The 23513-nt window shown below is 55.4% G+C and carries 27 protein-coding genes; 17 read left to right on the plus strand and 10 right to left on the minus strand.

Features of this window, described 5'->3' with window-relative positions; genetic code table 11:
• Nucleotides 1-7 precede the first annotated feature (7 nt).
• Nucleotides 8-604, plus strand: coding sequence for a LysE family transporter (locus tag AACZ19_RS01010; RefSeq protein ID WP_339630296.1), 597 nt, complete (start codon nt 8-10; stop codon nt 602-604).
• Here AACZ19_RS01010 and AACZ19_RS01015 read toward each other — a convergent pair.
• Together AACZ19_RS01015 and AACZ19_RS01020 are read right to left on the minus strand one after the other, a co-directional pair.
• Nucleotides 601-1485 (minus strand): ABC transporter substrate-binding protein, encoded by an 885-nt coding sequence (locus tag AACZ19_RS01015; protein WP_339630297.1) that lies wholly within the window; start codon nt 1483-1485, stop codon nt 601-603. The two genes, AACZ19_RS01010 and AACZ19_RS01015, sit on opposite strands and share 4 nt — an antisense overlap.
• Nucleotides 1486-1547: 62 nt before the next feature.
• Nucleotides 1548-1919, minus strand: coding sequence for a helix-turn-helix domain-containing protein (locus AACZ19_RS01020; protein ID WP_339630300.1), 372 nt, complete (start codon nt 1917-1919; stop codon nt 1548-1550).
• Between the two features lie 138 nt (nt 1920-2057).
• Between AACZ19_RS01020 and AACZ19_RS01025 the strand changes: the two genes are divergently transcribed.
• The 6 genes from AACZ19_RS01025 to AACZ19_RS01050 all read left to right on the plus strand — a co-directional run bounded on the left by AACZ19_RS01025 (nt 2058) and on the right by AACZ19_RS01050 (nt 5410).
• On the plus strand, nt 2058-2645 hold the full coding sequence (locus tag AACZ19_RS01025; protein WP_339630302.1) for a flavodoxin family protein: 588 nt from the start codon (nt 2058-2060) through the stop codon (nt 2643-2645).
• A 178-nt stretch (nt 2646-2823) separates the two neighbouring features.
• Nucleotides 2824-3396, plus strand: a complete 573-nt coding sequence (locus AACZ19_RS01030) for a flavodoxin family protein (protein ID WP_339630304.1) — start codon at nt 2824-2826, stop codon at nt 3394-3396.
• Nucleotides 3397-3508: 112 nt separating this feature from the next.
• Nucleotides 3509-4237: an NYN domain-containing protein gene (locus AACZ19_RS01035; protein ID WP_339630306.1), complete on the plus strand. Its 729-nt coding sequence runs from the start codon at nt 3509-3511 to the stop codon at nt 4235-4237.
• Between the two features lie 79 nt (nt 4238-4316).
• Nucleotides 4317-4646 (plus strand): metalloregulator ArsR/SmtB family transcription factor, encoded by a 330-nt coding sequence (locus AACZ19_RS01040; protein ID WP_339630307.1) that lies wholly within the window; start codon nt 4317-4319, stop codon nt 4644-4646.
• Nucleotides 4643-5074 carry an SRPBCC domain-containing protein gene (locus AACZ19_RS01045; protein ID WP_339630309.1) on the plus strand — a complete coding sequence of 144 codons (432 nt, stop codon included), beginning with the start codon at nt 4643-4645 and terminating at the stop codon, nt 5072-5074. The genes AACZ19_RS01040 and AACZ19_RS01045 overlap by 4 nt, the downstream gene beginning before the upstream one ends.
• Before the next feature lie 24 nt (nt 5075-5098).
• Nucleotides 5099-5410, plus strand: a complete 312-nt coding sequence (locus AACZ19_RS01050; RefSeq protein ID WP_339630311.1) for a YciI family protein — start codon at nt 5099-5101, stop codon at nt 5408-5410.
• Between the two features lie 63 nt (nt 5411-5473).
• Here the strand turns inward: AACZ19_RS01050 and AACZ19_RS01055 are convergent, their stop codons facing one another.
• From AACZ19_RS01055 to AACZ19_RS01065, 3 genes are all read right to left on the minus strand, one after another.
• Entirely contained in the window at nt 5474-5806 is a 333-nt protein-coding gene (locus tag AACZ19_RS01055; RefSeq protein WP_339630313.1) for a YegP family protein, read from the minus strand.
• Between the two features lie 92 nt (nt 5807-5898).
• Complete coding sequence (locus tag AACZ19_RS01060) at nt 5899-6417, minus strand: DUF2867 domain-containing protein (RefSeq protein ID WP_339630315.1); 519 nt, start codon at nt 6415-6417, stop codon at nt 5899-5901.
• 46 nt (nt 6418-6463) lie between these two features.
• The gene (locus AACZ19_RS01065; protein WP_339630316.1) at nt 6464-6928 is read right to left on the minus strand and encodes an MAPEG family protein; all 465 of its coding nucleotides are present in this window, start codon (nt 6926-6928) and stop codon (nt 6464-6466) included.
• Between the two features lie 142 nt (nt 6929-7070).
• Here AACZ19_RS01065 and AACZ19_RS01070 point away from each other — a divergent pair, with 142 nt between their 5' ends.
• From AACZ19_RS01070 to AACZ19_RS01085, 4 genes are all read left to right on the plus strand, one after another.
• Nucleotides 7071-8573 carry an NAD(P)/FAD-dependent oxidoreductase gene (locus AACZ19_RS01070; RefSeq protein ID WP_339630317.1) on the plus strand — a complete coding sequence of 501 codons (1503 nt, stop codon included), beginning with the start codon at nt 7071-7073 and terminating at the stop codon, nt 8571-8573.
• 133 nt (nt 8574-8706) lie between these two features.
• Nucleotides 8707-8892 (plus strand): hypothetical protein, encoded by a 186-nt coding sequence (locus AACZ19_RS01075; protein WP_339630319.1) that lies wholly within the window; start codon nt 8707-8709, stop codon nt 8890-8892.
• A gap of 228 nt (nt 8893-9120) precedes the next feature.
• Nucleotides 9121-9630 carry a helix-hairpin-helix domain-containing protein gene (locus AACZ19_RS01080; RefSeq protein WP_339630321.1) on the plus strand — a complete coding sequence of 170 codons (510 nt, stop codon included), beginning with the start codon at nt 9121-9123 and terminating at the stop codon, nt 9628-9630.
• Nucleotides 9631-9714: 84 nt separating this feature from the next.
• Nucleotides 9715-10143, plus strand: coding sequence for a GFA family protein (locus tag AACZ19_RS01085; RefSeq protein ID WP_339630322.1), 429 nt, complete (start codon nt 9715-9717; stop codon nt 10141-10143).
• 27 nt (nt 10144-10170) lie between these two features.
• Here the strand turns inward: AACZ19_RS01085 and AACZ19_RS01090 are convergent, their stop codons facing one another.
• Both AACZ19_RS01090 and AACZ19_RS01095 read right to left on the minus strand, forming a co-directional pair.
• Entirely contained in the window at nt 10171-10800 is a 630-nt protein-coding gene (locus AACZ19_RS01090) for a LysE family transporter (RefSeq protein ID WP_339630324.1), read from the minus strand.
• A gap of 80 nt (nt 10801-10880) precedes the next feature.
• Complete coding sequence (locus tag AACZ19_RS01095) at nt 10881-12104, minus strand: MFS transporter (RefSeq protein WP_339630326.1); 1224 nt, start codon at nt 12102-12104, stop codon at nt 10881-10883.
• A 190-nt stretch (nt 12105-12294) separates the two neighbouring features.
• On the opposite strand from AACZ19_RS01095, the gene AACZ19_RS01100 reads away from it, so the two are divergent.
• The 4 genes from AACZ19_RS01100 (at nt 12295) to AACZ19_RS01115 (ending at nt 17256) form a co-directional block, all read left to right on the plus strand.
• Nucleotides 12295-13935 carry a hypothetical protein gene (locus AACZ19_RS01100; protein WP_339630328.1) on the plus strand — a complete coding sequence of 547 codons (1641 nt, stop codon included), beginning with the start codon at nt 12295-12297 and terminating at the stop codon, nt 13933-13935.
• 264 nt (nt 13936-14199) lie between these two features.
• On the plus strand, nt 14200-15390 hold the full coding sequence (locus AACZ19_RS01105) for a multidrug effflux MFS transporter (RefSeq protein WP_339630330.1): 1191 nt from the start codon (nt 14200-14202) through the stop codon (nt 15388-15390).
• Between the two features lie 157 nt (nt 15391-15547).
• Nucleotides 15548-16831 (plus strand): adenylate/guanylate cyclase domain-containing protein, encoded by a 1284-nt coding sequence (locus AACZ19_RS01110; RefSeq protein WP_339630331.1) that lies wholly within the window; start codon nt 15548-15550, stop codon nt 16829-16831.
• Between the two features lie 290 nt (nt 16832-17121).
• Entirely contained in the window at nt 17122-17256 is a 135-nt protein-coding gene (locus AACZ19_RS01115; RefSeq protein ID WP_339630332.1) for a hypothetical protein, read from the plus strand.
• A 33-nt stretch (nt 17257-17289) separates the two neighbouring features.
• Here the strand turns inward: AACZ19_RS01115 and ppk2 are convergent, their stop codons facing one another.
• Nucleotides 17290-18048: a polyphosphate kinase 2 gene (gene ppk2 / locus AACZ19_RS01120; protein ID WP_339630333.1), complete on the minus strand. Its 759-nt coding sequence runs from the start codon at nt 18046-18048 to the stop codon at nt 17290-17292.
• Nucleotides 18049-18205: 157 nt separating this feature from the next.
• On the opposite strand from ppk2, the gene AACZ19_RS01125 reads away from it, so the two are divergent.
• Complete coding sequence (locus AACZ19_RS01125; protein ID WP_339630334.1) at nt 18206-19600, plus strand: alpha/beta fold hydrolase; 1395 nt, start codon at nt 18206-18208, stop codon at nt 19598-19600.
• 390 nt (nt 19601-19990) lie between these two features.
• Complete coding sequence (locus AACZ19_RS01130; RefSeq protein ID WP_339630335.1) at nt 19991-20383, plus strand: hypothetical protein; 393 nt, start codon at nt 19991-19993, stop codon at nt 20381-20383.
• 21 nt (nt 20384-20404) lie between these two features.
• Here AACZ19_RS01130 and AACZ19_RS01135 read toward each other — a convergent pair whose 3' ends face one another.
• Nucleotides 20405-21520 carry an MBL fold metallo-hydrolase gene (locus AACZ19_RS01135; protein ID WP_339630337.1) on the minus strand — a complete coding sequence of 372 codons (1116 nt, stop codon included), beginning with the start codon at nt 21518-21520 and terminating at the stop codon, nt 20405-20407.
• Between the two features lie 876 nt (nt 21521-22396).
• The gene (locus AACZ19_RS01140) at nt 22397-23386 is read right to left on the minus strand and encodes a DUF262 domain-containing protein (RefSeq protein ID WP_339630339.1); all 990 of its coding nucleotides are present in this window, start codon (nt 23384-23386) and stop codon (nt 22397-22399) included.
• Between the last annotated feature and the right edge of the window lie 127 nt (nt 23387-23513).

Below are 23513 nucleotides of genomic sequence, written 5' to 3' on the forward strand. Positions count from 1 at the left end.
AGACGAAATGACCGGGGATTTGATATTACTGGTGCTGGCGGCGCTACCGCTGATGGGAAGCCCGGGACCGGCAACCCTGAGCCTTGCCGCCATGGGAGCCGCCTTCGGCGCGGGCAAGTCCGCCAACTATCTTTTCGGGATCATCCTCGGGACAGCCGGGGTGCTCTCGCTGATTGCCGTCGGGGTTACGGGGCTCATTCTCGCCGAACCGGCGCTGACCACGGTCATCGGCCTGCTCGCCGCCGCCTATATCCTCTATCTCGCCTACCGGATCGCCACCGCGCCGGTCATCGGCAGCGGCATGACCGCCAGCAAGCCTCCCTCTTTCGCGGGCGGTTTCCTGCTCGCCATCGCCAATCCGAAGGCCTATGTCGCCATCGGGGCGGTCTATTCAGGGAACATCCTCCTGCCCGACAATTTGCTGCTCGATACCATCGTCAAGATCGCCACGCTCAGCCTTGTGATCCTGCTCGTCAATTCGATCTGGCTGTACTTCGGGGCGCTACTTGCGCGCGTCCTGCGCAACCCGACCATCGGCCGGATCGTCAATATCCTGTTCGCGGTGATGCTGGTGGCGTCGGTCGCCCTCAGCCTGCTCCCTTAGGCGGGCGGCAGGCTGCAGATACGCCCGTAAGGATAGCGTTCCTCAAGAAGGCCATTATAAGCGAAGATATCCATGGTTGCCTCATAGGCAGGCTGGGTAATCTCCGGATGCCGGGACCAGCAGCCAAGCTTCTGATATGTCCGGATGCATTGGGCCAGCGCCGCCTCCTCGATGTCCGGGAAATAGGGTTTTTCAGCTTTTGCAATCTCGATCGCCGGGGCATCGTTTATATAGGCCCGCGTCTTGCGATAGGCGCGCATGAAGGCCACCGCCATGTCGGTCTCCAGCCAGTCCTTGCGCGCCGCCAGGCTGGAAAAGCCGCAAGTACCAATCTGCTTGCCGACCTGGGCGACGATATGGCCAATGCCCTCCGCTTCAAGCTGCTGTGGAAACGGGCCCTGCTGCTGCACATATTGGCCCTGCCCATCGCGGAACGCCTTGTCCATGGCCGCCGCGCCGCCAACATTGATCGCCTTGATCTTGTCGAAATCGATCCCGGCCTTGTAGCAGGCATATTTGAACATCATGAGCGGCTGGCCGCCGCCAAAGAGGACGACTTCCGCCCCTTCCAGCTTTTTCCAGTTAAAATTGGAATCGGGCTCGCGCGCGGTCAGGAAAAAACCGTCCATCTCGTTGATTTGCGCGAAATGGGTGGTCTCCATCGTCTCGCCGCGGGCAAGCGCATTAAACCCCTGACTGAGTGCCGACTGCACCACATGGGCGCTGCCGTCCTTCAGGGCATCGATGGCCGACGCGCCGGGGGCGGAGACGGACCATTTCGGCTCCAGCCCTTCCTCCTGCAGGAACCCACCCGACATGGTCGAGATCAGCGGGGAGTAAAAGGCGGAGAAAAGCGTGAACTGGATATTGATCTCGGTCATGACGTGATTTCCCTGTTGCGCCGCGCTATGCCCGGCCGTTTTCTTTCAGGCTATCACGCGGCTCACTCCGCGGCAATTGTCTCCTTGCCCGGATCGCCCGCGACTTGGCGGTCTTCCTCATCCCAGCGGATCGCCACCTCGTTCAGGCCCTGTAGCACGCTGTGAAGTTCCGCCCCGCGTTCCGTCAGGGAATAATTCACCGTCGGCGGAACCGTCGGTTTGTAGTCGCGATGGATCAATCCCGAAGCCTCAAGCTTGCGCAGGCGATCCGTCAGGACCTTGGCCGAGATGCCGGGTATCCGCGCCGTAATTTCCCCGAATCGTAAGGTTTCCTCGTTCGAGAGCAGCCACAGGATATAGGGCGTCCAGGGCCCCATAATCTGACCGAGGATGCTCTCCATCGGGCATTGAGTGTGATCTTCTTTCGCCGCCATGACCATAATCTCCAATAAAATTGAAATTATCTCATTACTTACCTTTAGGTAACTACTTGCAAAAAGAAAGTAAAGGGCTTACCTGCTTTTTGTCTCGAAAAAATTATACGCTTCTTCGGAAGCCTCAGGAGTAAAAAAATGACGAAAGTTGCCATTATCTATTTCAGCGGCTACGGCCACACAGTCAAGCAGGCGGAAGCCGTCGAAAAAGGCGCGGCCTCGGTCAGCGGTGTCACTGTCACCACCATAAAAATCCCGGCCGACGGCACCATTGAGGACAGCGTCTGGACAACCCTCGCCGATGCCGATGCCATCATCTATGGCAGCCCGACCTATATGGGCGGCCCGGCCTGGCAGTTCAAGAAATTTGCTGATGAAAGCTCCAAGCAATATGCAACCCTCGCCTGGCAGGACAAGGTCGCGGGCGGCTTCACGACTTCCGCCTCGGTCAATGGTGATAAGTTCAATACCATCACCTACTTTATCACCCTGTCGCAGCAGCATGGCCAGCTCTGGGTCGGCACGGGTCTGCAGGCCTCCAACAAGCTGGAGCATGGCCCCGGCGACGTGAACTGGACGGCGGGCTATTCCGGTGCCCTCGCCATCGCCCCGTCGGATTCCTCTCCTGATCAGGGTTCCAGTGTAGGCGATCTTGAAACCGCGCGCCTCTATGGGGCGCGGGTCGCGACAGCAGCGATCAGAAACCGCGTCGCCGTCGCCGCCTGATCCCACCCGCTCTTTTTGACTCGAAAACGGTCGCCCGCAAAAGCCGGCGGCCGTTTTTTTTATGAATGCAGGGAAATGCCCAACTTTTTGCAAAATGTCTCCCTATGTGCTGAAGAACAGTCCATGCGGACATGAGCATGGATTTTATTCGCTCTTACGTAAATGAAGGGGAGAAAAAATGACGAAAGTTGCACTTATCTATTACAGTGGCTATGGCCACACAAAAAAACAGGCGGAAGCCGTTGAAGAAGGCGTGACATCGGTACAGGACGTGTCCCTCACCACCATTAATATCCCTGATGACGGCACGATCAGCGACGATGACTGGGAAACCCTTGGCGAGGCCGACGCTATCATCTATGGCAGCGCAACCTATATGGGCGGCCCGGCCTGGCAGTTCAAAAAATTCGCCGATGAAAGCTCAAAACGCTGGTTTGACATGGAATGGAAAGACAAGATCGCGGGTGGTTTCACCAATTCCGGCGCAGTGAACGGTGACAAGTTCAACACCATTCTCTATTTCTTCACCCTGTCACAGCAGCATGGGCAAGTCTGGATCGGAACCGGGCTGCTCCCCGCCAACAAGAAGGAACACGGGCCAGAGGACGTGAATTGGACAGGTGGCTTTTCCGGGGCCTTCTCTATCTCGCCGGTAGATGCCGATCCGGACGAGGCGCCGCGCTCCGGCGATCTTGAAACCGCCCGCCTCTATGGCGAACGGATCGCAACCTTCGCCGCAAAGCTGTCCTGATATCTCCCGATTTGAAACAAACGGCGCCGCAGTTGTACAATCATGGTTGTAAAATTACGGTACATGCGACATTGTCGGGCTCGACCCAAAGCCCTTATAGAGAGGCCCGACAATGTCCGAACCCCGCTCACCCCGCCTCGCCGTCCTGATCGATGCCGATAATGCCTCGGCCAGAATAGCCGACGGCCTGTTCGAGGAAGTCGCCAAGATTGGAACGGCGAGTGTGCGGCGAATTTACGGAGATTTCTCAGATTCTCACCTGAAGGGCTGGGAAGCGGTTCTTCAAAAACATGCCATTATCCCTCAGCAACAATATGCCTATACGAAAGGCAAGAATGCGTCCGACATCACGCTGGTAATTGACGCCATGGACCTCCTGCACACGGGATTGTTCGATGGGTTCTGCCTTGTCTCCTCAGACAGTGATTTTACCCGCTTGGCCTCACGTATTCGGGAACAGGGCGTGGATGTATATGGGTTTGGACAAAAGAAAACACCGGAAAGCTTCCGACAGGCCTGTCATCGCTTTATCTATACAGAAAACCTGCATGGTGGGGCTGAAAAGAGTTCTGATGATCCGGCTGCCGTAAAGGATACTCAACCGCCTCCCTCGAAAGCCGTTCCCCTCGTCAAGAAGGCGATTGCGGAACTGGAAGGCGACAACGGCTGGTTCCCTCTCAACATTGTCGGTAGCCAGCTCAACAGGCTTTATCCTGACTTCGACTCCCGCAACTACGGCTTTCAGAAATTGAGCGAGCTGGTCCGAAAGACGGGCGCTTTCGATGTCGAGACGCCAAAGGGCGGGTCCATGCGCATCCGCCTGAAATCCGGCGGGAAGTAAGCCTTCCCCCATTTCCATATTGACTCTTTTTAATTTTCTAATATGTTAATTAACATAATCGTTAAATTAAAGAGGGCCTATGTACAACAACCTGTCATCCACCTTTGCCGCCTTGGGCGAACCGACACGCTTCGCCATTGTCGAGCGGCTCCTCCGGGAGGGGGAGCAGTCCGCCGGGGACCTACATAATATTGCGGATCTTTCCCCGCCCGCTATTTCCCGGCATCTGAGGATCCTGCGGCAGGCCGGCGTTGTTGACCAGCGCATTGATGCCCAGCGCCGTCTTTATTCCGTCCACCCCGGAACACTGAAAGCCATCAGCGCCTGGACCATGAGTTATCGCGACTTCTGGGAGGGTAGCCTCGACCGGCTGGCTATGGCTCTTGATAAGGAGAACAGCAACAAATGAGCGACCTGACTTTAGAGCGGACTTTTGCCGCCAACCCGGAAACCGTTTTCTCTTATGTCACGGAAGAAGAAAATTTACTGAAATGGTGGGGGCCGGAGGGCATGACCGTACCGGAATATGTTCTCGACCTCACGCAGCCTGGCCCCTGGTCCTCGGTCATGGTTAATGCGGAAGGAGAGCGCTACAAGGTGACCGGCGAGGTTGTCGCCGTCGACCCGCCCCATTCCGTGGAACTCACCTGGGCCTGGCATGATGAGAACGACGCGCGCGGCCATGAAAGCCGGATCCGCTTCGAGGTGACCCCCAACGGCTCTGGCGGCACGCAGTTCCGCCTGATCCATGCGGGTCTCTCGGACGACGAGGCCGCCGCCAGCCATACCGAAGGTTGGACCTCGGCGCTCAGAAAACTTGAACATATTGCCAATTAAAGAGAACCAGCAGGAGGGAAAGAAATGCCTAAATTTGTCTTCGCCTATCACGGTGGAAAACAACCGGAAACCGAGGAAGGAATGCAGAAATCCATGGCGGCCTGGGGCGCATGGATGACGAAGCATGAAAAAGATTTCATCGATCCGGGCAATCCCGTCGGCATGTCGAAAACCGTCACCGCCGACGGCGTGCTCGATCACGGCGGCAGCAACCCGCTCTCGGGTTACAGCCTGATCGATGCGCCGGATATGGAGGCCGCGCTTGAAATCGCCAAAGGCTGCCCGATGATGGATGACGGCGGCACCGTCGAAGTGATCCAAGCAATCGATATGTAATCAAACGGAACGGAGCCGCGGGGATCGCTCTTCGGGCTTCGCCTCTTTAAAAATCTGAATGCGTCAGGTCTGGTCGTCGGTCTTTGCGCCGTCGGCCGCCCGGGCCACCGCGCCGGTTCCCGCCTTGGCGCCGCTTTCATCGGCATAGCCCTGACTGGACAGAATGACCTGGCCGTTAGAGGCTTTCAGGTTGAAATACCATTTGCCGTTCTTGCCTTCCTTGAAGTCGTACCGGCCATCATCGGATGCATTTTTTATCACGGACTCAATACCATTTTCCGCGCTTGCTTTCGCCTTGTAGCCCTCGGAAGATCCAACAACCTCGCCATTGCCCGCTTTCAGGCGAAACCGGAATTCTCCCGCGTTGTCCTTATAAAGTTCAAACTTGCCTGCCATTCTGCGCTCTCCCCATTATTTGTATTAACCAGGACACTGGTTCTGTATATTGTCCAGAATCAACTTGCTTTGCAACTATAAGAGACCCCGGTTCAGCCCTGCTCCGAAAAATGGCGCGCCGCGGCGGCAAGACGGGATTTCACGATCAGCTTGTGAAACGGCATGATCAGGGCGAGATAAAGCCTCCCGATCAGGTTATGCCGATGCACCAGCGTCGCGAGGGAGACAAGGCCTGCCTCCCCCGGTTCGCGCCGGAGGGACACCCGGAAATTAAGATGGGAGTCGTCTTCGCCAACGATGATTTCCTGCTCGGACATACTCCGTATCTTCATAAAGCCGATATGATCCCCAACGGCGACCGACTTTCGAAAGCTATTGTTCTGGGGAAGTTCCTTCGTCGTCTTGATGCCAAAAAAACCGACAATCCTGTCGCGGAGACGCATCAGCGTCCGCGCCCATCCCGGCATTTCAATCAGCACATATTGCAGGATTTCAGGGAGCGGACGATCAGGCGGCAAAATGGCCACCGTGTAGCAGTCAAGGAAATCTCCCGGCCTGAATATCTCATTAAGGCGGCTTTCCGTCGCGAGCTCAATCCGTTTTACCGTCATATCGTTTTCTTTCGAATACCCCGGACCCGGACCCGCATCCGGAATTCTAGAAGAGTATCACAATCAATACATGGATCGCCATATAGATCACGATCACACTGCCAATGGTATAGAAGGTTGCGCGGACCTCGTGGCTTTGTTTGGTGGCATAGGCGATACTGTGCAGCAGCCGGGCGACCACGAAACCGTAAAACAATATCTGCGCCCAAAGAATGTCCGGATTGACCAAAACAAACAAAAGTCCCGCAATCAGGAAGGCCGGGATGTTCTCAAGGTCATTGCGGTGCATCCGCCGCGACCGGTCGACATAATCGTTCTTCTCCAGCTGTTCCGGCCGGGGATTCTTATTGATCATGCCCGCTTGAAGATCCTCGGGGGTTGCCAGACCTGAGTCACTCTTCATCATGCGATAGACGGTTATCCAGCCCTGCCCCATGATTTTGAGCACCATCAAGGATGCGGCAATGGCGTAGGCCGTGAAAACCGGATTTGCGAGATTAAAGCTGTCCATCAACGTCTCCCCCTCGAATTGAACATCTCGCCCATTATCACACATAAGAAAGAGGGAGCACAATCTGCTATTGCGCGTTGCCGCGAGATAGCTATGCTCTACCTATAAGAATAACGCCAAAGGCGAGCAGGAGGACAAACCCATGGATGTGGCAGTCGACAATACCCCGGATACGACAGCAGAAACCCAGTATTTTGACGTGCTGATCGTCGGCGCGGGCATTTCGGGCATCGATGCCGCCTATCACCTGCAGAAGCTCTGCCCGACCAAGAGCTTCACCCTCCTTGAGACACAGGAGACCTTCGGCGGCACCTGGGCGACCCATAAATATCCCGGCATCCGCTCCGACAGCGATCTCTTCACCTTCGGCTTCAAATGGAAGCCGTGGAAGGACGACCCGATCGCGACCGCGGACAAGATTCTCCGCTATCTCGATGAAAGCCTCGATGAAAATGACCTGCGCCGCCATATCCGCTTCTCTCATCAGGTCGAGAGTGCCCGCTGGTCGAGCGAGGAGAAAAAATGGACATTGAGCGTCTGCAACACGGAAACCGGCGCGCTTGAAACCTATGCCTGCAACTTCCTCTGGATGTGTCAGGGGTATTACCGCCATAGCGAGGGCTATATGCCCGACTATCCGGGCATGGAGGATTTCAAAGGCGAGATCGTCCATCCGCAGACCTGGCCCGAGGATCTCGACTATACGGGCAAGGAGGTTGTCGTCATCGGTTCTGGCGCGACGGCGGCGACCCTGATTCCGGCGATGGCGGGCACGGCCGGCCATATCACCATGCTGCAACGCTCCCCCACCTATTTCTCCGCCCGCGCCAACCGCGACGAGCTGGCCGAGACATTGCGCGAGCTCGACGTGCCCGACGAATGGGTGCATGAGATCGCGCGCCGCAAGGTCCTGTTCGACCAGAAGGAGATCACCCGCCGCTCGTTCGAGGAGCCGGAGGGCCTGCGCGAAGAGCTGATCAAGGGCGCGAAGATGTATCTCGGCGACAGCGTGCCAGTCGATCCGCATTTCACCCCGACCTATCGCCCGTGGCGGCAGCGCCTCGCCTTCGTGCCCGACGGCGATTTGTTTCAGGCGATCCGCAAGGGCGACGCCTCGGTCGTCACCGACCAGATTGATCATTTCACGGAAACCGGCATCCTGCTCAAATCCGGCAAGGAGCTGAAAGCCGATATCATCGTCTCGGCCACCGGCTTCAATATGAGCGTGCTCGGCGATATCGAGTTCACCATCGACGGCAAGCCGCTCAATTTCGGCGACTGCTGGTCGCACCGGGCGATCATGTTCTCCGGCGTGCCCAATCTGGCCTGGGTTTTCGGCTACTTGCGCACAAGCTGGACCATGCGCTCGGATATGGTGGCGGAATTCGTCTGTCGCCTGATGAAGCATATGGCGCAGAAGGGCGCGAAAATGGTGGTGCCGGAACTCAGGGAAGAAGACAAAGGCATGCCCGAAAAGCCCTTTGTCGATCCCGAGAATTTCAATGCGGGCTACATCACCCGGGCCCTCGCGATCATGCCCAAGCAGGGAGATAAAGACCCCTGGGTGCATACCCAGGACTATTATGTCGACAAGGAAACGCTGGGCAACGCCGATCTCGACGACGGCACGCTGATCTACAAGTAAACCTCTACATCTGCAAATACTCGTCCTTTGGTTGAACGGGCTTGCCCCGGCTGTCACAAAACTGTAATATAAAATGTATATACATTCGATATGCATTCCGTATAGTCGGAAGATGCAATGGAGCAGCAACGCAATGGCGGCAGAGAAAAAGCAGAAGAAGAAAGAACGGAAAGACAGCCAGTTGATTATTCGTATAAAGGGCAAGGAACGGGACCGCTTCGTCGAGCTTTGCGACGAACTGGATACCAGCGCCGCCCGCGAGGTTCGGCGGTTCATCCGCGATTTTCTTCAACAGCACGCCCATCAGGAAAATGCCTAGCGCTTCCGCATAGACCGATTAATACAATGAAGGAGGCATATCATGGCCAAGAAAGCGAAGATCAAAGAGCTTAAAAAAGAAGTCAAATCCCGCAAGGCGAAAGTCGCCAAGCAGGAAACAAAACTGAAAAAAGCGAAGAAAGCCCTCAAGAAAGCGGCCTGATCGCATCGCAATTGACAAGGCTGGCATCGCGCCAGCCTTTTTCACTCCTGTTCAAGGATAGCTGACATGCTGACGATATTTGATGTGAAAGGGATCGGCCCGACCACGGGCACCGGTCTCACCGAAAAGGGCATTACCACCGCCGAACAGCTCGCAACGGCAGAGATTGCGGTGCTTCTCACTGTCTCCGGTATCGGCGAGGCCCGCGCCGAGCAACTTATCCAGGCAGCGAAGGCGGCCCTTGTCCCGGCCCCCGTCTCCAACATCGCTGCCGCACCGGTAAAGGCCCCGGTCCCGGCCGCAGCCACCCCGGAAGTTCCCGCTGCTGCGATCAAAACCGACAAGAAAAAAGCGAAGAAGGCCGAGAAGGCAAAGAAAGACGCCAAGGCCGACAAGCCGAAGAAGGACAAGAAGAAGGACGCCAAGCCTGCCAAGGCGAAAAAGGCTGAAAAATCCAGGAAGGCCTACAAGGACGAGAAGTCCAAGAAATCAAAAAAGGACACCAAAAAGAAGGATGTGAAGGCGAAGAAAGACGCCAAGCCGTCCAAGAAGGACAAGGCCAAGAAAAAGAAGTAGCCGGAGGTCCCGGACTATCATTGTCCTCACTCCGCATAACCTGTAAAATCCTCCTTCCTAATATACAGACTAGGAGGATTTATTATGGGGCAAAGTTACAACGGAACATGCTTTTGCGGGGCCGTCGAAGTTCAGGCAACCGGCGCCCCCGAAGCGATGGGATATTGCCATTGCAATTCCTGCCGATCCTGGTCAGCGGGCCCAGTCAACGCCTTCACACTCTGGAAGCCCGACGCCGTCGAGGTCCTCAAGGGAAAGCAAAATCTGGCGAGTTATGCAAAAACCCCGGGCAGCGAACGGCAGTTCTGCAATATTTGCGGCGGCCACGTCATGACCAATCACCCGGAAATGGGGCTGATTGATGTTTATGCCGCCACCATTCCCGATTTGAAATTCGAGCCCGCGCTTCATGTGCACTACGCGGAAACCGTTCTTCGGATCAAGGACGGCCTGCCGAAAATGAAGGACGTACCGGCCGAGCTTGGCGGCTCCGGCGAGAATATGCCCGAGTGAACGGCGCGCGCCTGCCTCCGCTTCGGGCTACCCGCCGAACCGGGCGGTAAGGATCTTGAACCCGGCGAAGGCGAAGACCACGGCGAAGACCCCTTCGAACCAGCGGCGCAGGCGCGTATAGGCCGCAACCATTGGTGCGCTTGAGAAGATCAGCGCATAGCCATGAAAGACAAGGGCGCTCTGCACCCCAACGGCGAGGATGATAATCGCCAGCGAGGAAAGCGGCGCATCCGTCGGCACCCCGATGGAAAAGAGCGAGCCGAAGAAAAGCACCGCCTTGGGGTTGGTGAGATGCAACGCAAGCCCCTTACCATAGGCGGCCCGGTAACTACGGGCGGACAGGCTCGCTTGCACAACCGTGCCACGCGTCATCGCCGAACGGGCAGACTTATAGGCAAGATACAGCAGATATCCCGCACCGAAATAGCGCGCCACCTCGAACGCCCAGGCATTGGCGAGCATGATCGCGCCGAGCCCGAACGCCGCCGAAACAGACCAGAGAAGCGAGCCGGTCGTCACCCCCGCCGCCATCGCAAGCCCATACTGCCTCCCTGAGTTCATCGACAGGCCGGAAATGGCAAGTGTCGCCGGTCCCGGGCTCGCCGTCGCAACGAACGCGGCAATCAGGATCAGGGGCAGATGCAATTCACTTATCATTTTCATTTCCTCAGGGTACGCTGAACTTCAGCCTAACCCCCAACTGTACAAGCGGCAACGAGAAAACCGTTGATATGTCGTTATGCCGCCGCGATGGAGAGTGGCGGTCGCCGCTTGCGAATGGTGAAATAGAGTGCGCCGACGATAATCAGGTTGATCACACCGGCCATCGCTGCGTTTGCGTAGGTGAGCGTATAGTTTCCGGTCAGATCGAAGAAAAAGCCGCCCTGATAACCGCCGACACCATGGCCGATCCAGGCGAAGACCGTCGTAATCCCAAGGGCCGAGGCGCGCTTGGCAACCGGGGTGAGCTCCCGCACGGTGATGATAACGCCGGTCATTACACCCGCATAGCCGAAGCCGTAGATGACGGCGAAGATATAGAAGGCGCTTAAACTCTCGATTTGCATAAAACCGAACACCAGCACCGTCTGCCAGCAGGAGGCAATCCAGTAGGCCCGGACGGCCCCAAGAATATCGGCGAGCTTGCCGAAGACGATCCGGCCGAGAACGGCAACGATCATCATGATGAACATGACGCTGCCCGCATCTTCAAGTGGCAGGCCCTGATCTTGGATAAGCGGCACCAGATGCATGAGCGGTACCGCCATACAGGTGCAGCAGAACAGCACAGCGGCGCTGAGCCAGATCGTGACGATATGCGGCGGCAAGGGGGTTGGCGGCTCATCCTCCACGCCGCCTTCGGCCACCTGCGCCGCAAGGGGCGCCCGCTGGATGGTGAGCGCGAGCGGCACCAGCACAACGAGGGTGAAACCGCCCATCGCCATCAGCGCCTCCCGCCAGCCGATATTCTCGATAAGGATTGCAATACCATAGGGAACGCCCCCCTGCCCGAGCGCCTGCCCCGCCGAGACGATGCCGACGGCGAGCCCCGCGCCGGTCACAAACCAATTGCCGACATTGGCCACCAGCGGCGCAAACAGCGCGCCCGCGCCCAGCGCCCCGGCGATAAAGAAAAGCACATAGAACTGCCAGAGCTCATTCGCCTGAGAGGCCGCGAGGATACAGAGCCCGAGGACAATCGCACCGAACAGCGCAACCCGCCGGGTCGAGCTCTTATCGGCAATCCGGCCCATGACGATGCCACCGACAGCGAGCCCCATCAGCCCAGCGACATTGATCAGCGAGACCGAGCCCCTGTCCCAGCCGAATTCCAGATTGAGCGGGATCAGAAAAACCGACGCCCCGTTCACCATCATGCCCATGCTGACCGCTAGCATCACGGCGGACGCGGCGACAATGACCCAGCGGTAGGCGGGCTCGGCTTGGCTGAGATCACTCATAGCAGGACCTTCTTCTTGTTGTTCTGTCCGCATGAGGATGGAACGCGGGCGCGCGATATGCAAGCCCAAAGAACGCACCAGGCGGACAGGCATAACCGTTGCACGATATTTCGGGAAAATTCATCCATTCACAAGCCCGGCAAGCACGCGTCATAGCTGAAATCCTTTAACCAGAATGACGGAGCCCCAAATGTCGGACAAGAAAAAACAGCAAGCCACGATCCAACAAACAAAAGAATTTCAGGAAAAGGTCGTCAAATTCATTCTCGATAATGATATCCGCGTCATCTTTTACGGAGAGGGCCATTTAGATATAGACCAATATACGATGTTACCTATTTCGCTTATTCAGGCCCTCAGCACAAGCAACGAAATTGCGTTGAAAGGTGTCTATTTTGAGGCGGCCATCACGACGGATGCCAAAACTGACAAGGAGGAAAGCGACGGGCATCGTGCAACAGTATTCAATTATTTTAAAATGGAATTTCCAGAGGCTGTACCTCAAACAAAATTAACGCCTTATCTATCCGGAAAATTCGCCATACAGAAATATCTGTACTCCCTGAAGCAGACGGACAAGTTATTTTTCTTTGGACGGAATTCTCATGACTTCACCAGAAAAACCCTCGGCGACGCGATTGCGACAGTAGGGCGCAACGAAGTCATTGTAATATCGATAGGTGCCGCGCATATGCTCGAGGCAACGGACTCACAACTCGGGTTACACCAATTCTTTGTAGCCGCAGGCAATAATCCACGTAAGCGGAGCGGAAATTACGTAGCAACGAATGATAGAGCCAACGCCACCTTCTACAAAGTTAGCGTTCCCATAAACGGCGGTTTTATTGACCACTACGTGCCGACCGATTCCTTGGGCCTTGTTGATTATTTCAGCGCGAAGCACACAGATTTCGGAATTCTTGCAATTAACGGAATATGGCGATCGAAATATCTGAAAATAGTGCCGAAAGATTTTAACCATGAAGATATGGATTTTTTTATTCGCTCGAACAGATCCGTCCGCGAACTCGCACAGCGGCACATGACAAGCCCCAATGTTTTTGTTGCCAGATCATACAATAATTGGACCTCACCCTTTTTAAATCAATTAACACTCGATGCGCAGAAAAACTCGGATGACGAAAAGAAAAACGACGAGGAGCCCAACAAGAAAGTCAATCGCGTGAACGCCCGAATCTTCGAAAATTTCAAAACCTACGATAGCTATTTTTCCGACGATTTTTTCGCCTCGCGAATTAATGAGCGAAACGTGGATTTCAATGAGCAGTTACTGCCCAGACAGAAAAGGTTCATCGGCGGTTTAATGAACTATGTGTTTTCCGAGTTCCTTCCCGAAACTGACAAATATCTGCAAGAGAAAAAACAAAGCGATATTCTGTCGAATTTATACTTCACATCCATTTTATACCTCACTTCCATGCCGGAAAATGACCTGAGGATGAAAGATCCGGTCGATATTTTCCTGAGATTCCCGCCGGTTCCGAAAGACGTTAACGCTCCGGCCCAAGACAAGAAGGCAGAAAACCAGGATCTCCCCAACGATGAAATCGAAGAGGACAGCAAGGATGATGCGTCGCTCGGAGATAACAATCCAGGAATGAACGACCCCAGACTCGCAAAGAAACTGGCTTTTCTCGGCGGAGATTCAGAATCTGACGACGAGAACGATTCCGATGCGGCGAAAAAGAAGAGCAGCAAGGACAAAGCTTCGCCGCCGCCTGTAAATCCGGCGACCCCCTCGGATCCCGGAGATAACGATAACTCTAATGGGATGGATTACATAGACTTAGACTCAGACGAAGACGACTAGCGAAATCAGCAAGACTGACATGCTGGCGTAGAGGTACGCCGGCGGGAAAGCACCTTCTCGCGCCGCTTTCCCGTCGCCGCTTTTCGGTTGACCGCATCCCGCCGCCCCCCTAACCTTTGCCTCATGGAATGGAGAAATAGAAAGAAGGCTCCGGAAACGGTGGCGCGCATCGTGCACGGGGGCCGGTAACGGACGCCGAAACGGGACCCCATGCGCCTCCGATCCCCCGGGGGCTTTTTTGTGCAGTAAAATAACGAGAACAACATGCCCTTCGCCGCCACCACCCCTCCCCGGATGATCACGCTGGTTATCTTTACCGCGCTATCTACCTTGTCGCTGAATATGTTCCTGCCGTCCCTTGCCAACATGGCGCGGGATTTCGAGGCGGAATACGCCCTTCTGGCGCTCGCCTTTGCCGGGTATCTCGGGATTACGGCGGTGTTGATGCTGATCCTTGGGCCCCTCTCGGACCGGTACGGACGGCGGCCGGTCATGCTCGCCGCGCTGACGATTTTTATCATTGCCTCCCTCGTCTGCACGCTGGCGCCGAATGTCTGGGTTTTCCTTGCCTTCCGGGTTCTGCAAGGTGTGGTCATTGCCGGATGGGCCATTGCCCTTGCCGTTGTCCGTGACACCTCCGAGCCACAGGAGGCGGCGCGGCGCATCAGCCTCATTACCATGGCGATGTCGGTCGCGCCGCTGCTCGGGCCGATGCTGGGCGGCGTGCTGGACGAGCTGTTCGGCTGGCGGGCGAGCTTTGCCACCTACACGCTGTTCGGCGTCATCGCGCTCCTGCTCTGCTGGACCGACCTCGGCGAGACAAACCGGACCCGCAGCGAGAATTTCCGCCAGCAGTTCAGGAACTATCCGGACCTTTTGAAATCGGCGAAATATTGGGACTACGCCGCCTGCATGGCCTTCTCCAACAGCGGCTTCTATATCTTTCTTGCCGGGGTGCCGCTGGTGGCGGTGGTGATGCTCGGCCTGTCGCCGGCGATGCTCGGGGTTTGCATGGGGACGATCACCATTGGCTTTACCTTCAGCACCTTTCTCTCCAGCCGCCTCGCCCATCGTGTCCCGCTGGTCAACCTGATCCTGGCCGGGCGTCTTTCTTCCGTTGCCGGATCGCTGAGCTGCCTCCTCTTTTTCCTCGCCGACATGGGCAACGCCTATACATTATTTGGGCCGCTGATGCTGATCGGTGTCGGCAACGGCCTGACCATGCCGAACGCAAATGCCGGCGCGATGTCGATCCGCCCGGACCTCGCCGGGTCCGCCGTCGGGCTCATGGGGGCGCTGGCGGTCGGGTGCGGCGGTGCGCTCACGGCACTGACCGGCATGCTGGTGAGCGAGACATCCGGCGCCATCCCCCTCCTCACCCTGCTGCTGGTGATAACGCTGCTCTCCCTCGTGGCCGGAATTCACCTGAAATGGCTGGACCGGCGGATATCCTAGCGACTCTGGCTTTTCGCCTGGAAAAACAATATTGGCCAGAGGGAGATGAAAGAGGTACTCTTCATCCCGTACGATTTATAAACTAGTGTTCCCGTGCTGTAATACGACCATCCGGGCACTTGTCCTGATGGATTTTCACGGGCAGGAGGCATGGATATTGACTTACCCGACCCCTGAAAACGAAGCGGAGCGCAATGAGGCCCTGCGCGCCTACCGCGTGATGGATACGCCGGCAGAACCGGCGTTTGAGGAAATCAGTCAGCTCGCCGCGCAGATTTGCGACTGCCCTGTGTCCTATGTCAGCTTTATCGAGGACGACCGATTCTGGTTCAAGTCGAAATACGGCCTGCCGGACGAGTTCACGGGCTGCCCGCGCGAGATCGCCTTCTGCTCTGTGACCGTCTGCGGCTCGGAGCTGGTGCTGGTGCCGGATCTCAAGGCGGACGACTATTACAAGGATTTCCCCTTCGTCGTCGGCGACCCCTTCCTCGGCTTTTACTGCGCCATGCCGCTGGTGACACCGGACGGGTTTGCCATCGGCACCATCTGCGTCATGGATTTCAAGCCCCGCGAACTTTCGTTCGAATGCCAGGAAGCCATCCGCCGCCTGGCTCACCAGACCATGGCACAGCTGGAATACCGGCGCCGGATCATCGAGCTTGACGAGACAATGCGCGAACTCGATACCGCTCATTCGGCACTGGCGGCGGAAAAGGCGCGGGCCGATAACATGCTGTCGACAATACTGCCCGAGCAAATTGCCCGCGAACTGATGGAAAACGACAAGGTCGCGCCGCGATTTTTCAATGATGCAACGATATTGTTTGCCGATGTCGTCGGATTTACCGCCTTTGCGGAAAAGGCCGAACCGGCGATGCTCATCGGGATGCTCAACAGCTATTTCGCCGCCTTCGACGAAGTGATGGCGCAATTTGATCTGGAAAAAATCAAGACCATTGGCGATGCCTATATGGCCGTGGCGGGTGTACCGGCCTCCGACCGGCTCCATACGCTGAAGGCCTGCCTCGCGGCGCTTGCCCTGCAAAAGGCGGCAGACAGGCTGAAAGCCGAGAGACAGAAGCTGAGGCTACCCTATTTTGAGTTCCGCATCGGTCTCCACAGCGGGCCGGTGATTGCGGGCCTGATCGGTCGCAAGCGATTTACCTATGATATCTGGGGCGATGCCGTCAATCTGGCGGCGCGGCTGGAATCGCACAGTGAACCCGGCAAGATCAACGTCTCCGAACGGGTTTTCCACCAGACGGCGCCGTTTTTTGACTTTACCCAGCGCGGCTCCATCGAGGTTAGAAACAAGGCGCCGCAGAAGATGTATTTTCTCAACCGGCTGCAGGAAATCTATTCGGAGGATACCGACGGTCGCACGGCCAACGAAAAACTCCGGACGATGAGCGATCCGAGAAAACTTCAGTTCAGCAAATAGGGTCGGCGATGCCGCGCCGCAGGTAAATGCGAAATTGCGGATGTATTTTGTAAAACTGTGGTATAATCCGGCGGTGAAACTGGCCACCCGCCCGGAATACCCGGCGAACAACCGCGATAAGCGGAGTTACCTGCCCTGACTTCAGGGCCCGCGGCCATCCTCTCACCCGAATTCATTGCCCCTCCCGGATTGAGGCAACGAAGCGCCGAATAGGACGCGACAGCTAGCGCCCGGCTTCGGCAGGATAATATCCGTGTATAGCGACCCGCTTCTCTTGAAAGGGAAATCAGATGTCCAAAGGTAACAACAAGCGCGGAAACAAAGAAACCAAGAAACCGAAACAGGTTAAAGCCAAGGTTCTGGCCACCAATGATTCCAATGCCGGGAAAGTCTCGCTGAACATTGCGCGTAAACCTGCGAAATAAGCAAGTCAACGCCCGCTGATATCGGCCGCGCGTTCAGGACGCAATTCTCCCGTTCTTGATGTATTTTTCATCGAACTCGAAGACGATCTCCGGGTCGGGGTGAGTATGTGTCAGGTCCTTGTCCGGGCAGTCCACATGGGCCATCAGATGGCGGATCACATTGAGGCGCGCCTCTTTCTTGCTGTCCGCCCGCACAATATGCCACGGGCTGACCGGGCTATGGGTCCGCCGCAGCATCTCGTTGCGCGCGGCGCTGTAATCGTCCCAATGCTCCAGCGCGACGGCGTCTATGGGACTGATCTTCCAGGTCTTGAGCGGATCGACACGCCGGTCCTCCAGCCGCGCCGCCTGCTCGTCCTTGCTGATATCAAGGTAGTACTTGTGAAGCTGGATTCCGTTTGCAACAAGAAGCTGCTCGAACGACGGGACGGTGGTCATGAAATTTTCATACTCCTTGTCGGTGCAGAAGCCCATTACCCGCTCGACCCCGGCGCGGTTGTACCAGCTGCGGTTAAAGAGCGCCATTTCCCCCTCGGCTGGAAGATGGGTAGTGTAGCGCTGAAAATACCAGCTTGCCTGCTCCCGGTTTGACGGCTTGCCGAGCGCGACAACCCGCGTTTCCCGAGGCGAGAGATGCTGCGTGATCCGCTTGATCGTCCCGTCCTTGCCCGCGGCATCCCTTCCTTCAAACAGGATCAGGACCTGCAGCTCGTTACTGATGATATAGCGTTGCAGCTTGACCAGCTCGATCTGAAGGGATTTGAGCTCTCTCTTGTATTCTTTCTTATCCATAACCACCTCGCGCACCCTATTCTGTATGCCGCAAGTCTAGACGGCCTGCACATGAATAACCAACAACAAACAGCCTTTTGCGCTGACCGCTAGGCAGACAAACAAAAAAATGCTAGGTCTCCTTATAGTCCTCTACAGCGACAGGCCGGAAAACCCGATGCGCCAACAACGACTTGCGGCGATACTCTCCCTCGATGTGGTTGGCTTCAGCCGGATGATGCAATCGGATTCGCCCCGCCTCCTAACGGCGCTCAACCTCATCTTCCGCAAGATCGTCACGCCCGCCGTCACCGCGCACAACGGTCGGGTGGTCAAGCTGCTCGGTGACGGGGCGCTGATCGAGTTTTCCTCCGCGATCGAGGCGCTGAACTGTGCCGTTGCCATCCAGAAGACGCTCCGCTCCCCCGACCTTCCCTTCACCTATGATGAGCCGATCCGCCTGCGCGCCGGGATCCATGCGGGCGATGTGGTGGTCGAGGCAGAGGATGTCTTCGGCGATGCGGTGAATATCGCGGCGCGCATCCAGGCGGCGGCGGAGCCCGGTGGCGTGCTCCTCTCGCGCATCGTCCGCGACCTTGCGGGAAGCCATATCTCTACCCGCCTCCGCCGTGAAGGCGCCCATAGCTTCAAGGGCATCGAGCAGCCGATCGAGGTGCTCTCGGTGGATTTCAGCGATCCTGGTGTCAAAGAGCAACGCCGCCGTATCTCCGAGACACAGGAGATCAAATTCTGCACAACGAAAGACAAGGTCCGCCTCGCCTGGACGGTGAATGGCGACGGACCGCCCATCGTCAAGGCCCCCAACTGGATCAGCCATCTCCAGCTTGACTGGCAGGGGCCGGGTTTCGCCCCGATCACCAGCTCGATATCCGAGAAATACCGGCTTGTCCGCTTCGATGCGCGGGGTAACGGCCTCTCGGACTGGGAGGTGGATGAAATCTCCTTTGATCGTTTTGTTGACGATATGGAGGCTGTGTTCGATGCCACCAAGGTGGATCGCGCGCCCATTCTCGCTTTTTCGCAAGGCTGCGCCATCGCCGCGGCCTTCGCTGTCCGGCATCCGGAGCGGGTCTCTGCCCTTGTCATGATCGGTGGCTTCACCATCGGGCGTGCCCTGCGTGGCGGCAAGAGCGACAAGAAACGGGCCGAAGCCTACCGCGCCATGATGACGGCGGGATGGGAGGATGACTATCCCTCCCTCCGCGACCTGCTCGCGCAGACCATCATTCCGGGCGCGAGCGAGGAGGACCGCCGCCTCTATGCCGAGCATATGCGCGACATGATCACGCCGGAAAATCTCGGACGCTTTCGCGATGTCGTGGATTATATCGACATTACGGAGCTGCTCCCGGAGGTCAGCGCCCCCACCCTCGTCGCCCATTGCCGAGACGACCGGATGCACCCGCTGAAGGAGGGGCAGCGCCTCGCCGCCGCCCTGCCCAAAGCGCGCTTTGTCAGCTATGACAGCCCGAACCATCTGGTGCCGGAGAATGATCCCGCCTGGCCACTGCTGGAGCGCGACGTGCATAATTTCCTGAAGGAATATGTTTGAAAGGCCTGAGACCCGGGCTACGCCTTTTTCAGGTATGTCCTTCCGGCTCGTCAAAACAAACCCCCACAACATATATTTATTCACAATTATGTGATAAGAATTTATTATTATTATTAAAGTATATATTTTAATTACCTTAGATTATCACAACTTAATTACTGTAATTTACTAAATATTTACTCCTAGTATAATTTGATATTTCATAAATTTTACAAACATTAAGATATATTAAAATATTAATATATTGAGTTTCATGCGTACTTATTATAGGGTATGCAGCGTATATTTATACATACCACCTCGTATTATTTGTTCGACAGCATTAAAGCTGCACTTGTGGTGGTGACGACGGGGGAGGAATTCTCTCCCGCAAATTGAAAAGGAAATCCGATGAAAACTCCTGAATTTCTGGCGCCCTATGTTGAAGGCAACGCCCCTGTCCGGCTCGTTCAGGGCCTGGTCGTCGGCGCGGTTGCCACTCTGGTTCTCGGCTTTGGCTTTGCCGGTTGGGATACCAGCGGCACGGTCGAGGAGAAAGTCGAAACCGCGTCTACCGCAGCGAAGGTCGCAGCACTCGCGCCGATCTGCGCCGCCCGGTTCCAGACGGCCGCGAAAGCCGACAACACTCTGGTTGCCAATCTATCCGAGGTCAGCTCCTGGCAGCGGGACAGCCATCTGGTGGACGGCGGCTGGGTGACCTTTGTCGGCGGAGCGGAGGAACCCGATAACGATGTTGCGGAAGCCTGTGTCGAGCTGATCGAGGCGGACTTCAAGACCTTGTAAATCGTCCGTCCCGCCCCGCGCCTACTTCCCGACACCCTCCCACCAGCGGGTGCTCTGGAACGGCGCGGTGATCTCGACGGTCTCGCCCAGATGCGGGGTGATGAGCGTGACGCCCTTCTCCGCCGCCGCCTTCATCGTGCGGAGGATCGGCTCGTCCCACGCATGGATGCCGAGGTTGAAGGTTGCCCAGTGCACCGGCAGCATCGGCCCGCCGCCGAGATCGCGCGCGACCTCGACCGCATCCTCCGGCGTCATATGGATATCCTCCCACGACTGCCCGGGCCCGTAGGAGCCGATCTTGATCAGGTTGAGATCGAACGGGCCGAACCGCTCCCCCACCTCCGCGAACAGCTTCGAATAGCCGCTATCGCCGCTAAAGAACACGCGCGCCTCGGGCCCGAGGATCGACCAGGAGGACCAGAAGGTCGCCTTATAGTCGAACAGCCCGCGCCCCGAATAATGCCGCGTCGGTGTCGCCACAAGGGCAAGCGCGCCGAAGGGCCGCGTCTCCCACCAGTCAAGCTCATGGATCTGCGCCGCAGGCACGTCCCATGCCTCCAGATGCGCGCCCGCGCCGAGGGGGAGGAAGAACGCCGTGCCCTGGCCCGCGAGATGCCGCACCGTCGCCTCATCCATATGATCGTAATGATTGTGGGAGATCAGCACCGCGTCGATATTGTCAAGCGCCGCAAGCGGCAGCGGCGACGGATGGAAACGCTCCGGCCCGGCGAACTGCACCGGCGATGCGCGGTCGGAAAGCACCGGATCGGTCAGCAGGCGCAGCCCCGCCATCTCGATCAGGACGCTGGAATGGCCGAGCCATGTCGCCCGCAACGCCTCGGGCGCGGGCACGCGCAGATACTCCTCCGGCAGCATCATGACGGGCAGCGGCGATGGCGGCACGCGCTGCTGCTCGCCAAAAAACTGCTCCTGCAGATAGTCCCATGTCAGCTCGTACGGGGCCTGCCGCTCCGGATTGACGAAGCCGCCGTCATGATAATGCGGCGACGCCTCGACGCGCGCCAGCCGCTCCCCCGCGATATGGGCGCTCAAAGTGTAACCGACAACAACGACGCCAAGGACCAGAACCAGCACCCCGGAACTCACGCCGATACTCACCTTCTTCCAGAGCCTCATCCCCGCCTCCCGTGAATTTGCCTCGGCACATCATAGACGGCGGGGGTGGAAGGGTGCAAGGTGGGTTATTAGCGCCTACGACAACTCATCTGCTCAATTCCCCGAAAACGATTCCGCTTGGACCTTGGTGGAACAGGAAGGGCTAAATCTTTTTAAAGGAGTATGTTTGAAGGCGATTGAGGGAAAACAACATAACAAAATTGCTGCTGAATTGAGGGAAGACGGTTTGCTATGTACTTCAAAAAAATAAAAACAAAAAGACTCTAAAGCTTTACACAGTCATTCACTATGACTTTTACCTCTACAAAATATCTTCTCAAGTTCGGTGTGCGAACATAATTGCTAGAAAGCAAAAAGTTTCCAAGCTGCATATTTCTGTTTGTTCCATATATTGACTTAATTACAGTCTTAAAATTTTTCCTACTTGAAGCTGTCCTATGTGCCGCGAAATTTCTCACTTTAAATATCTCACTAATTTTCGATCCATGTCTACCGCACGTACTTATGAGGTCATCTGTGGGATCAATGACGAATTGGACAGATTCTTTAATATACTTCGCTCTAGTCCATCTTAAGCTTTGTAATGGCGAAGCACGATTATGGGTTAACATATTTGTCCGAGCCGATGCCAAAGACCGGCAGGGAAGTAAAATATTTGGAGCAGAGCCATCCAAGTACAGCGCGCCAGCAGCTAATTTATAAGCAAGCTGCGCAAGAGCATCCTCAAATATAGTCGTAACTCTAATAAGCAAAATTTCTGCAATTAAATATTGCAAATTTGCCGGTAGTGCTTGGGTTCCATTTAACACGCTATCGAGCTTATTTATTTCCTTTTCAACTTTAATCTGCGTAATGGATAATGACGGTCGCGGCATACTAAATACGACTAATAAGAAAGTCTTGTCTTGCTCTCCTAGATAATAGCCGTTGTGTAGAAGCAGAAACTGCATTTCTAAAAGCAACTATCTCTGGGGTCTGTAAAGTCTCGTCGTTAAACTCAGCATCTATTTGATGGAGATTGTCTTCAAGCGCTACTGAATCTATATCGTCTCTTCGATCCAAACATAAAATTAGAGAGAAAAGTATAGGTGGTCTGCTAAAAATTGTATCACTAAAAACGTTTGAATTCATCTTCATGAAGATGTCAAATACTTTCTCTAAACGTGCAGAAATCTCGCCAGATTCTGCGAATTCATTATCATTCTCTTTGTAGATATCTTTTAAACTCGATGGGCGGAAATCTGAAAGTCCATTTATTAAATTGTATATTACATCTGAAACAAACTGAACTTCATTCATTCTAGCTATATCATTGGCTGTGAATATGTCAGCATTGCGCCAAAATGAGAGTTTGCTCGTAGAAAAATGAAGGCAAAACTGCTTAAATTCTCCGCTAAACTCCGCATTCCTTTTTTCCTGCGCATTTAGCGATTTACTCACAGAATTAATGCGCGCGAAGATATCTATGACGTCTTCATCTGTCGCACCAAGTAAGTACCCCACAGGTAGCGGAGTAAGCAAAAATTTCTCTCTCTCTTTACCATTCAGTCTAGAAAATATCTTTCTGACACCTGTTGGTTCTGTTCGAGAGCTAAACTTATCGTTTCTAAATTCTAAAATTGATCGAATTCTCTGCTGCCCATCAACAACTTCCTTGATACTTTTTTCTTTTTCTAAATCAATAGTGTGCCGAATATAAACTGCCGGGATTGGCTTTCTCTCAAAAAGTGTGTTTATCAAGTACGCCTTTTGAGGTTGCGTCCAAACAGAACGTCTCTGGTACCAAGGATTCAAATCTAATTTTTGATCATTATAGTCGTTGATTAAATCCTGGATGATAAATGATTGGTAATCCACCCGATCCATTTTGATAATCCTGTTTGAATTTCGATTAATCAGATTGACTTATTATAGACGTCCGAAATGTAACATGAATGAAAAATAAATTTTATCCAACATTTAACAATCAAATATGGCTGTCTACAGTAGTAAT

It is taken from the genome of uncultured Sneathiella sp., from assembly GCF_963973085.1.
Lineage (GTDB): Bacteria > Pseudomonadota > Alphaproteobacteria > Sneathiellales > Sneathiellaceae > Sneathiella.

Coding starts and splice junctions, on each gene's coding strand:
- AACZ19_RS01010 (WP_339630296.1), top strand. CDS start 8: ATGACCGGGGATTTGATATTACTGGTGCTGGCGGCGCTACCGCTGATG.
- AACZ19_RS01015 (WP_339630297.1), bottom strand. CDS start 1,485: ATGACCGAGATCAATATCCAGTTCACGCTTTTCTCCGCCTTTTACTCC.
- AACZ19_RS01020 (WP_339630300.1), bottom strand. CDS start 1,919: ATGGCGGCGAAAGAAGATCACACTCAATGCCCGATGGAGAGCATCCTC.
- AACZ19_RS01025 (WP_339630302.1), top strand. CDS start 2,058: ATGACGAAAGTTGCCATTATCTATTTCAGCGGCTACGGCCACACAGTC.
- AACZ19_RS01030 (WP_339630304.1), top strand. CDS start 2,824: ATGACGAAAGTTGCACTTATCTATTACAGTGGCTATGGCCACACAAAA.
- AACZ19_RS01035 (WP_339630306.1), top strand. CDS start 3,509: ATGTCCGAACCCCGCTCACCCCGCCTCGCCGTCCTGATCGATGCCGAT.
- AACZ19_RS01040 (WP_339630307.1), top strand. CDS start 4,317: ATGTACAACAACCTGTCATCCACCTTTGCCGCCTTGGGCGAACCGACA.
- AACZ19_RS01045 (WP_339630309.1), top strand. CDS start 4,643: ATGAGCGACCTGACTTTAGAGCGGACTTTTGCCGCCAACCCGGAAACC.
- AACZ19_RS01050 (WP_339630311.1), top strand. CDS start 5,099: ATGCCTAAATTTGTCTTCGCCTATCACGGTGGAAAACAACCGGAAACC.
- AACZ19_RS01055 (WP_339630313.1), bottom strand. CDS start 5,806: ATGGCAGGCAAGTTTGAACTTTATAAGGACAACGCGGGAGAATTCCGG.
- AACZ19_RS01060 (WP_339630315.1), bottom strand. CDS start 6,417: ATGACGGTAAAACGGATTGAGCTCGCGACGGAAAGCCGCCTTAATGAG.
- AACZ19_RS01065 (WP_339630316.1), bottom strand. CDS start 6,928: ATGGACAGCTTTAATCTCGCAAATCCGGTTTTCACGGCCTACGCCATT.
- AACZ19_RS01070 (WP_339630317.1), top strand. CDS start 7,071: ATGGATGTGGCAGTCGACAATACCCCGGATACGACAGCAGAAACCCAG.
- AACZ19_RS01075 (WP_339630319.1), top strand. CDS start 8,707: ATGGCGGCAGAGAAAAAGCAGAAGAAGAAAGAACGGAAAGACAGCCAG.
- AACZ19_RS01080 (WP_339630321.1), top strand. CDS start 9,121: ATGCTGACGATATTTGATGTGAAAGGGATCGGCCCGACCACGGGCACC.
- AACZ19_RS01085 (WP_339630322.1), top strand. CDS start 9,715: ATGGGGCAAAGTTACAACGGAACATGCTTTTGCGGGGCCGTCGAAGTT.
- AACZ19_RS01090 (WP_339630324.1), bottom strand. CDS start 10,800: ATGATAAGTGAATTGCATCTGCCCCTGATCCTGATTGCCGCGTTCGTT.
- AACZ19_RS01095 (WP_339630326.1), bottom strand. CDS start 12,104: ATGAGTGATCTCAGCCAAGCCGAGCCCGCCTACCGCTGGGTCATTGTC.
- AACZ19_RS01100 (WP_339630328.1), top strand. CDS start 12,295: ATGTCGGACAAGAAAAAACAGCAAGCCACGATCCAACAAACAAAAGAA.
- AACZ19_RS01105 (WP_339630330.1), top strand. CDS start 14,200: ATGCCCTTCGCCGCCACCACCCCTCCCCGGATGATCACGCTGGTTATC.
- AACZ19_RS01115 (WP_339630332.1), top strand. CDS start 17,122: ATGTCCAAAGGTAACAACAAGCGCGGAAACAAAGAAACCAAGAAACCG.
- ppk2 (WP_339630333.1), bottom strand. CDS start 18,048: ATGGATAAGAAAGAATACAAGAGAGAGCTCAAATCCCTTCAGATCGAG.
- AACZ19_RS01125 (WP_339630334.1), top strand. CDS start 18,206: ATGCGCCAACAACGACTTGCGGCGATACTCTCCCTCGATGTGGTTGGC.
- AACZ19_RS01130 (WP_339630335.1), top strand. CDS start 19,991: ATGAAAACTCCTGAATTTCTGGCGCCCTATGTTGAAGGCAACGCCCCT.
- AACZ19_RS01135 (WP_339630337.1), bottom strand. CDS start 21,520: ATGAGGCTCTGGAAGAAGGTGAGTATCGGCGTGAGTTCCGGGGTGCTG.
- AACZ19_RS01140 (WP_339630339.1), bottom strand. CDS start 23,386: ATGGATCGGGTGGATTACCAATCATTTATCATCCAGGATTTAATCAAC.